5 protein-coding genes and 3 pseudogenes are annotated in these 9,138 nt (G+C 41.2%); 3 read left to right on the top strand and 5 right to left on the bottom strand.

Annotated elements, in window-relative coordinates:
* Positions 1-264, top strand: a pseudogene (locus tag UC75_RS21735) (hypothetical protein); the annotation flags it as partial.
* A 24-nt stretch (positions 265-288) separates the two neighbouring features.
* On the opposite strand, the gene UC75_RS13630 reads toward UC75_RS21735, so the two are convergent.
* The 5 genes and pseudogenes from UC75_RS13630 to UC75_RS18970 form a co-directional block, all read right to left on the bottom strand.
* Positions 289-843 (bottom strand): DUF2059 domain-containing protein, encoded by a 555-nt coding sequence (locus UC75_RS13630; RefSeq protein WP_013198988.1) that lies wholly within the window; start codon positions 841-843, stop codon positions 289-291.
* Between the two features lie 141 nt (positions 844-984).
* Positions 985-2,511, bottom strand: a complete 1,527-nt coding sequence (locus tag UC75_RS13625; RefSeq protein WP_005302199.1) for a fumarate hydratase — start codon at positions 2,509-2,511, stop codon at positions 985-987.
* Between the two features lie 228 nt (positions 2,512-2,739).
* Positions 2,740-4,884, bottom strand: coding sequence for a phosphate acetyltransferase (gene pta / locus UC75_RS13620; RefSeq protein ID WP_049837913.1), 2,145 nt, complete (start codon positions 4,882-4,884; stop codon positions 2,740-2,742).
* Positions 4,885-4,929: 45 nt separating this feature from the next.
* Entirely contained in the window at positions 4,930-6,132 is a 1,203-nt protein-coding gene (locus tag UC75_RS13615; protein ID WP_049837912.1) for an acetate/propionate family kinase, read from the bottom strand.
* Positions 6,114-6,234 (bottom strand): annotated as a pseudogene (locus tag UC75_RS18970) (hypothetical protein). The gene UC75_RS13615 and the pseudogene UC75_RS18970 overlap by 19 nt, the downstream one beginning before the upstream one ends.
* A gap of 659 nt (positions 6,235-6,893) precedes the next feature.
* On the opposite strand from UC75_RS18970, the gene edd reads away from it, so the two are divergent.
* Both edd and UC75_RS21730 read left to right on the top strand, forming a co-directional pair.
* Positions 6,894-8,747: a phosphogluconate dehydratase gene (edd, locus tag UC75_RS13610; RefSeq protein WP_049837911.1), complete on the top strand. Its 1,854-nt coding sequence runs from the start codon at positions 6,894-6,896 to the stop codon at positions 8,745-8,747.
* Between the two features lie 20 nt (positions 8,748-8,767).
* Positions 8,768-9,138 (top strand): annotated as a pseudogene (locus UC75_RS21730) (2-dehydro-3-deoxyphosphogluconate aldolase); the annotation flags it as partial.

The following is a 9,138-nucleotide window of genomic DNA, read 5'->3' as shown; positions in this document are numbered from 1 at the left end:
ACCTCTTATTATTTGAAATATGATGAAGAGAACAAAATGGACCGTGGTGAACACACTGGCCCATTTATGTTAATGCAAGACAATATTGGACGTAGAGAGATAGCATTTACTGAGCTTAAATCTTCTAGCTACAACTTTGTGGCTGAAGATGCTTCAGGAAAGATTCGACATAAACCACAGGAATTAAAGCCCGCCAAATATGATGAAAAATCAGATGTACATCTGATTAAGCCATTTAAATTATGGAATCCTTTAACTTGGTAATAGCCTACAAAAGATAAAGAAAAGTTAAGACTTTTCTTTATCTTTCATGAGTGGGGCAAGAATTTTAAGCATCTCTTCTTGCATATGATCCCGTGCTTTAGGGTCATTAAAAGTCTGTTGTCCCAACTCCATCATATATTCTGAAATTTGCCCCATAATCTGTACGTTCTTGCGCGTAATTGATTGGCCTTCAGGAGTTTTCAAAAACTTCAAATTTGCTTGAACTTCCTCTTCAGTATAAGTCTTTAGGTAAATATCCTGTAAGGCTTGTGCAGTTTTTGGGTTGCTAATGAGCTGATTGCTCGAATCTTTTAGAAGAGAACCTAACTTCTTCGCGGCCTCTTTTTCTTTTGGACCTAAAGTTTTGATACCCGTGATATTACTAACGATCTGTTCTGCCTGTTGATCATAGTAAGGCGTTAATTCATTAATTGATTCTTTAAGCAAGTAATCAATTTGGCTCATTTGCATGAGTTCTTTGACTGAACTTAATTTGGCAGGAGAAGCAAATAAGCTTGTGGTAATACAGCTTAAGCAGAGACTGATTGAAAGATTTTTAAGAATAGGGCGAATAGTCATGAAATGACCTATATTCAATATATGGCGAGAGAGAGCATTTATTAATAGCACAGATTGAAGAAGTAATTGTTACAATTCTTTTCAGATTTTAAAATAAAAAAAGAATGCAAAAAAAAGCACCGAATTCGGTGCTTTTCTTGATTAGCCTGCCGCAGCGTCGACTACTGGAATTTTTCCAATTTTCGCTTGCCAGATTTTTGGAGCTACTGCGTGAATTGAAGTACCGTTTACATCAACTGCAACAGAAACAGGCATATCTTCAACTACGAATTTGTAGATTGCTTCCATACCTAAGTCTGCAAACGCAACCACTTCAGCTTCACGAACAGCTTTAGATACGAGGTAAGCCGCACCACCAACTGCCATTAAGTAAGTTGCTTTGTTGTCTTTGATTGCTTCAATTGCTGTAGGACCACGGTCAGCTTTACCGATCATACCGAATAGGCCAGTATGTTCTAATACTTTACGTGTGAATTTATCCATACGTGTTGCAGTTGTAGGGCCAGCAGGACCAACGACTTCATCACCCACTGGATCAACAGGGCCAACGTAGTAAATAAACTTACCTTTAAGATCAACTGGTAATTCTTCACCATTGTCGATCATTTCAACCATACGTTTGTGCGCAGCATCACGACCTGTGTACATTGTTCCACTAAGAAGTAATGTATCGCCCGGTTTCCAAGAATCCATTTCTGCTTGAGTAATGGTATCGAGGTTTACGCGCTTAGATTGTGAAGAGTCCCAAGTTACTGAAGGGTAGTCTTCAAGTTTTGGTGCTTGAATATGAGCTACACCTGTACCATCAAGCTGGAAGTGAGCATGACGAGTAGCAGCACAGTTAGGAATCATACCAACTGGTTTACCAGCAGCGTGACATGGGTAGTCTTTGATTTTAATGTCAAGAACAGTCGTTAAACCACCAAGACCTTGAGCACCAATACCAAGCGCGTTTACTTTTTCAAAGATTTCGATACGAAGTTCTTCGATTTTGTTCTCTGGTCCACGGCGAAGTAATTCGTCCATGTTGATTTCTTCCATGAGTGCTTCTTTAGCAAGCATCATGGCTTTTTCAGCAGTACCACCAATACCAATACCGAGCATGCCTGGAGGACACCAGCCTGCACCCATTGTTGGAACAGTTTTAAGTACCCAGTCAACAATCGAGTCAGATGGGTTAAGCATTGCAAGTTTAGACTTGTTTTCTGAACCGCCACCTTTAGCAGCAACAGTAATATCTACTTTGTTACCTGGAACGAGTTTGTAGTGAATTACAGCAGGGGTATTATCTTTTGTATTTTTGCGACCAAATGCTGGGTCAGCAAGTACAGATGCACGAAGAACGTTGCTATTTTCAAGGTAACCTTGGCGAACACCTTCGTTTACCGCATCGTCTAAGCTCATTGTTAAATCAAATTTAACATCTAAGCCCACTTCAAGGAAAACGTTAACAATACCAGTATCTTGGCAAATTGGACGATGACCTTCCGCACACATGCGAGAGTTAATTAAAATCTGTGCAATTGCATCCTTTGCGGCTTTGTTTTCTTCGCGATCATAAGCACGGCTCATCGCTTGGATAAAGTCTTGCGGGTGATAGTACGAAATAAACTGTAGGGCGTCCTTGATCGATGTAATCAAGTCATCTTGTTTGATAATCGTTGTCATACCAGAAAATCTCTTGAGCGGGCTGTTAGCTAGCGGGCTAAATTATATGACAAAAAGACAGTGTTGTGGGAGATTGGTTGATCTTTTGACCGAAAGTCGCATAAGAAGATATTGAAGTAATTTAAATGCCAGAAATCGGAAAATTATTTATTTTTGAATGACTAAAATAAAAAAAGCCATTTGAGCGGACATCAAATGGCGAGAGGTAGTAAAGGTTAATTAAATTAATTATTTGGCAGCGGCTTGCTGTTCTGCCTGAATTGCGGTTAATGCAATGGTAAAGACGATGTCATCTACCAATGCTCCACGAGACAAGTCATTAACAGGCTTGTTTAGGCCTTGCAGCATTGGTCCAACGCTCACAACATTTGCAGCACGCTGTACTGCTTTGTAAGTGGTATTACCCGTATTTAAATCTGGGAAAATAAATACATTTGCACGGCCAGCAACGCGTGAGTCTGGTGCCTTTTGACGTCCCACACTTTCAACTGAAGCTGCATCGTATTGAAGTGGACCATCAATCAGTAAATCAGGACGACGTTGCTGAGCAATTTGAGTTGCTTGTTGTACTTTTTCAACATCTGCACCTGTTCCAGAAGTACCAGTTGAGTAGCTGATCATGGCAATACGTGGGTCAATTCCAAATGCTTTAGCCGAATCAGCCGACTGAATTGCAATTTCAGCAAGTTGCTCTGCTGTCGGGTCTGGGTTAATTGCACAGTCGCCATACACATAAACTTCATCTGGTAAAAGCATAAAGAAGATTGATGAAACCAGTGAATAATCAGGGGCTGTTTTGATGAGCTGAAATGCTGGGCGAACTGTATTTGCTGTGGTGTGTACCGCACCTGAAACTAAACCGTCGACTTGATCTAAAGCTAACATCATGGTGCCAAGCACAACAGTATCTTGAAGCTGTTCTTTTGCTTGAAGCTCGTTGAGTTTACCTTTACGTAGCTCAACCATTGGTGCAACGTATTGATCACGAATACTATCAGGGTCAACAATTGCCAATTCAGCAGGTAATTCAATACCGCGTGCTTTTGCAACATCTTGTACTACATCTGGTTTGGCCAGCAAAATACAGTCAGCAATACCACGTGCCTGACAAATTGCCGCAGCTTGAATGGTGCGTGGTTCATCACCTTCTGGTAAAACAATTCGTTTTTTCGCTGCAATCGATTTTTGCACCAGTTCGTGACGGAAAGCCGATGGCGACAGGCGAGGGGTAGCAGCATTGTTGCTGTGTTGTTTAAGCCATTCAACATCAATATGACTTGAAACAAATCGGGTCACTTGCTCAGCACGTTCAGTATCATCGACGGGAATTTCATTACCAAAATTAGATAAACGCTGAGCGGTTTCAAGTGTGTTTAAACGGGTATGTAAAATCGGTAACCCTTGTTTAATCGCACTTTGACAAAATTCTAAAAGCTCAGGTGCTGGCGCTTCTCGTTCTGTAAGTACCAAACCAGCCAAAGGAATACCATTACTGGTTGCCAAACTACTTGCGAGTAAAACGTCGGTACGCTCAGATGCGCTAATAATCAATTCGCCTGCAATAAACTTATTCAGTTCATATTCAATACTTGAAGCAATTAAACTCGAATGCAAAATACGACGTGTTTTAGCTTCACCTTGATGTACCCATTGCCCATCAATCACGTTTGCAATATCAAGTGTTCTAGGTACGCTCAGCGTATTACTAAATGGGACTAAACCAATGATTGGTAAATCGCTTGAGCCGAAATAACGATTATATTTTTGCAGTTCGGTCGTAAATTTTGCGATTTCTTCAGTCGGTCGTAACGATGGATCAAAAGCAACAGGAATTTGTGCTGTTTCTTCAGTTAATCCACGGGTACGCATAAAGAGTACGCCGGCGGTACGATTTGACGCTGCTCCACCAAACTGGCGTAAATGAGCATCTACTTTTTCTGCGGCTTTTTTCGGGTTTTGAATATCTGCTGTGCTGACCAACACGACTTCTGCATCAAGTGCTTGTGCAAGACTTGCGTTGAGTTCACTGGCAAAGTGGTCTTGTCCGTTAGGTAATAAGCCTTCCACAATAATGACATCATGGTCTGCTGAAACGCTACGGTGAAGACTAACAGCTTCTTCAAGTAATTCATCTACCTCCCCAGCGGCAATAAGCTGAGTTAATTTTTCATGCGAAATAGATTGAACGGTTTTACTTTGAAATAAATGACCAAATAATGAAGTGGTTCGGTCAAGCTGCTCTTGGTCTTCTTGAGAAAATGGTTTTAAAAAGCCAGCTTTAATCCCGTTGCAATCAAGTGCGTAAATCATGCCTAAACAGGCAGAGGTCAAGCCAACCCCTTCGCCTGTAGGAATCAATAAAATTGTATTCATATAAACCTATAAATAAACGAATATCGAGTTTTCGCTGAGCTCTAATTAAGCAAGGCTTGCTACAGATGCTGTATTTTCTGCCGCTTCAACAACTTGACGAGTTTCTTTGGCAATACGACCTTCTTCATCTGTTGGAATGACCCAAATTTGTGGTCCTGTTCCATTGTCGATTCGGCCTTCAGTGCCACGTTTTAGGTTGTTGTTTTGATCTTTATCAAGCTGCAAACCAAAATGAGGTAAATAAGCTAAGGTTTTTTCACGAATATAAGCTGAGTTTTCACCAATACCACCCGTGAAAATTAAGCCCTCTAAAGTTGGTAAGCCACAGCTTAATGCAGCAAGTGATTTTGCTAGGCGATAGCTAAACACTTCAATTGCAAGGCAAGCATCTTCGTTACCATTTTCAGCTGCCTCAATCACTGTACGCATGTCATTAGACAGTTGAGATAAGCCTAGTAAGCCACTTTCATTATTTAAAACTTTATCAATTTTTGCTAAATCCCAACCGAGGTTTTTCGCAAGGAAGCTATGTAAGCTTGGGTCGACGTCACCACTACGCGTTCCCATCACTACGCCTTCAAGTGGAGTGAGGCCCATAGAGGTATCAACACTTTGTCCATTCCACACTGCGCAAGTTGAACTGCCGTTCCCTAGATGCGCTGTTAGCCATCCACCTTTTTTCAGGTTGCCTGCAAGCTCACTTGCTTTATCAGACACATAGGCGTGGCTTGTACCATGGAAACCATAACGGCGGACATTGTGGTCAGTATATAAAAACTTAGGAATTGCATAACGGTATGCATGCGGTGGCATGGTTTGATGGAATGCAGTATCAAATACGGCAACTTGAGGTAATTCAGGAAATAGGCGTACGGTTGCGTCAATACCAATTAAATGTGCTGGGTTATGAAGCGGAGCCAAAGGCGTTGCTGCACGAATACGTTCAATAATTTCAGGAGTGAGTAATTCTGCTTTGGTTAAACTACCACCGTGTACAACACGATGTCCGATTGCTTGCGGTTTGTAGTTGGCAAGGCGTGCAAGTAAAGTTTCTAAAGCTTTGGCATGGTCAGCATAAGGAATTGAAAGTTCCAGTGGTTCACCACCAACTGTAACTCCCTTAATACGAGCGTCAGCTGCCCCCAAGTTTTCTGCTAAACCGTAAATACGGTCTTCACGACGCTCTGAAACCAGTGCGTATTTAATAGATGAAGAACCGCAATTGATAACTAATACTGATATAGCCACGTTGAAATACCCAAGTCCTGATTTAAAATAGTTTTCCTAACTTCCTGTTCAAGATGTATTATTTTTTTCATACAGATTGAACGGGTTGTCATGTTTTAACATGTGTTGTTTTTCTGTCCAAGATAGACTTTAGCCCATTAGACTTAAGCACTATCGACCATCAAATTATTTGTAACTAATATTTGTCCAGTATAAAGCTTAACCACTGTATTCCTTGTTTTTTTATACGCATAGAAACGAGTTTTTTGTATATATTTATGAAAAAATAAACCCGAATGAAGCATGGTTTTAAATGCTAGAAACCAAACCTTTATTGAATAAGTGAGTTGGTTCTTTAAGTTAAATTTTAAGCATATATTACAAATAATATACGTAATTGAAATTAAGTTTTGATGGTATTTAAGGGCGTTAAAAAGTACCTAATATGGATTTATAAGTACTAAAAATTAGAATGAAAAGCTCATCATTTATATATTGTTAAATATATTTTATTATGTTGATTTACAATAAATTTACCGTATTTTTGAGATTTTGTTTAGCTGTAAATATACCTAAATATTAAATAAGTTTTTTGTCTAAAATATAAACTCGTTATGTCTTTAAAGCTTGTGTTGAGGCCATTACAGCAACATTGGCTGGGGTTGCATGTCGCTTTTTGCCTGAATAATATTGTTCATCCTTTTTTCAAATGATCATAAAAAAATATATCATTTGGTCTATTTTTCTTTTCCGGCTTATCCGGTTGTACAGGAGCGTCCAGCATGGACTTGCCGAATCCAATATTGGCAAAAGTGACCGAGCGTGTAATCGCCCGTAGTCAAAAAACTCGTTCTGCATATTTACAACGTATTGAACATGCACAAGGCAAATTTCCTGCTCGTGGGGCACTTTCATGTGCCAATCTGGCTCATGGTTTTGCCAGCATGGATGACAATGAAAAATTAATTATTAAAGTAGGTCGTGAACCAAATATTGGTATTGTGTCGTCATATAATGAAATGTTGTCGGCTCATGCACCTTATAAAACATTTCCAGATTTAATTAAAACAGCCGCTCGTGAAAATGGTGGCGTGGCACAGTTTGCAGGTGGTGTTCCTGCGATGTGTGACGGTATTACCCAAGGTAATGCTGGTATGGAACTCTCATTGTTTTCACGTGAAACAATTGCGATGAGTACAGCGATTGCATTGTCTCATAACATGTTTGACGCAGCTTTGTGTCTGGGTGTTTGCGACAAGATTGTACCAGGCTTGTTGATTGGTGCTTTGCAGTTCGGCTATTTACCTACTATTTTTGTGCCAGCTGGTCCAATGACTAGTGGGCTATCTAACGATGAGAAAGCTAAAATTCGCCAGCAATTTGCAACGGGTCAAGTTGGCCGAGATGCTTTGTTAGAAGCTGAGTCAGCTGCTTATCATGGACAAGGGACTTGTACTTTTTATGGTACAGCCAACAGTAACCAGATGCTGATGGAAGTGATGGGCTTGCATTTGCCAAGCGCTGCATTTGTTCATCCTCACACACCATTACGTGATGCACTTACCGCAGAAGCTGCGATTCGTGTACTTGATTTAACAGTTGAGCGTGGAAACTACACGCCGATTGGTCATGTTGTCGATGAAAAAGCAATTATAAACGGCATTGTGGCGTTACTCGCTACAGGTGGTTCAACCAACCATACTTTGCATTTGATTGCGATTGCTCGCGCCGCTGGTGTCTTGATTGACTGGGATGACTTCGATGAGTTATCGGCTGTTGTTCCATTGCTCGCAAAAATCTATCCAAATGGTAAGGCCGATGTAAACCATTTCCAAGCTGCGGGTGGGGTTGCTTTCCTCATTCGTAACTTACTTGAAGCTGGCTTGTTGCATAATGATGTAACGACAGTAGCTGGTAAAGGTTTGCAGCATTACACCAAAGAACCAAAACTGATTGATGGCAAACTCACTTGGGTTGATGGTGTGGTTCAAAGCCTTGATGACAAAGTACTCCGTAGCATTGATGCGCCGTTTCAACCAGATGGCGGCTTGCGTTTAATGCAAGGTCGCCTTGGCCGTGGTGTTATCAAGATTTCTGCTGTTGCGCCAGAGCACCGTAAAGTTAAAGCTCCGGCAATCGTGTTTGATTCTCAAGAAGCAGTACAAGCAGCGTTTGATCGTGGTGAGTTACACCGAGATTTTATTGCAGTTGTTCGTTTCCAAGGTGCGCGTGCTAACGGTATGCCTGAATTGCATCGCTTAACGCCTGTGTTGGGTGTTTTACAAGATCAAGGTTTCCACGTTGCTTTAGTTACTGATGGGCGTATGTCTGGTGCTTCAGGCAAAGTTCCTGCGGTGATTCATTTATCTCCTGAGGCCTTACTAAATGGGCCGATTGCTAAAGTTCAAACAGGGGATATGTTGATTATTGATGCTGAGGCTGGCGTACTCGATGTTGAAATAGATGAACAGACTTGGCAGTCGCGTCCTGTTGCACAACCAGAACATCAGGCAGAAAACGAAGTTGGTTTTGGGCGTGAATTATTTGGTGTTTTCCGTGCTGCTGCTGCGCCAGCTGAACATGGAGCATCTGTATTTGGTGCATTGGTTGGTGAAACTTCACCAGAGCAGATTTGAGTCAAAGGAACTGAAAAATAATGATTAAAATTGAAGATATCGTCAAATTAGGCCCAGTCATTCCTGTATTGGCATTTGATTCTGCTGAGCAAGGTGAAGATGTATCACGTGCTTTACATGCTGGTGGTGTAAAAGTCCTTGAAATTACATTGCGTACCGCTGCGGGTCTTGCTGCTATTGAGCGTGCGAGCCAATTGGCGGATGACATTGTGGTAGGTGTGGGAACAATTACTAAGCCAGAACATTGTGCTCAAGCTAAAAAAGCAGGTGCTCAATTTGGTGTATCTCCTGGCTTGACCAAAGATTTGCATTTGGCTGCACAAGATGCTGGCTTACCTCTATTGCCGGGTGTGATGACACCAAGTGATCTGATTCAGGCGATTGAGTTAGG

Origin of the sequence: Acinetobacter sp. V2 (genome assembly GCF_001188385.1) — a bacterium.
In the GTDB taxonomy this organism is placed as follows: Bacteria; Pseudomonadota; Gammaproteobacteria; order Pseudomonadales; family Moraxellaceae; genus Acinetobacter; species Acinetobacter oleivorans.
The sequence above is the reverse complement of the archived record's forward strand: the minus strand, read 5'-3'. Positions and strand labels throughout refer to the sequence as shown.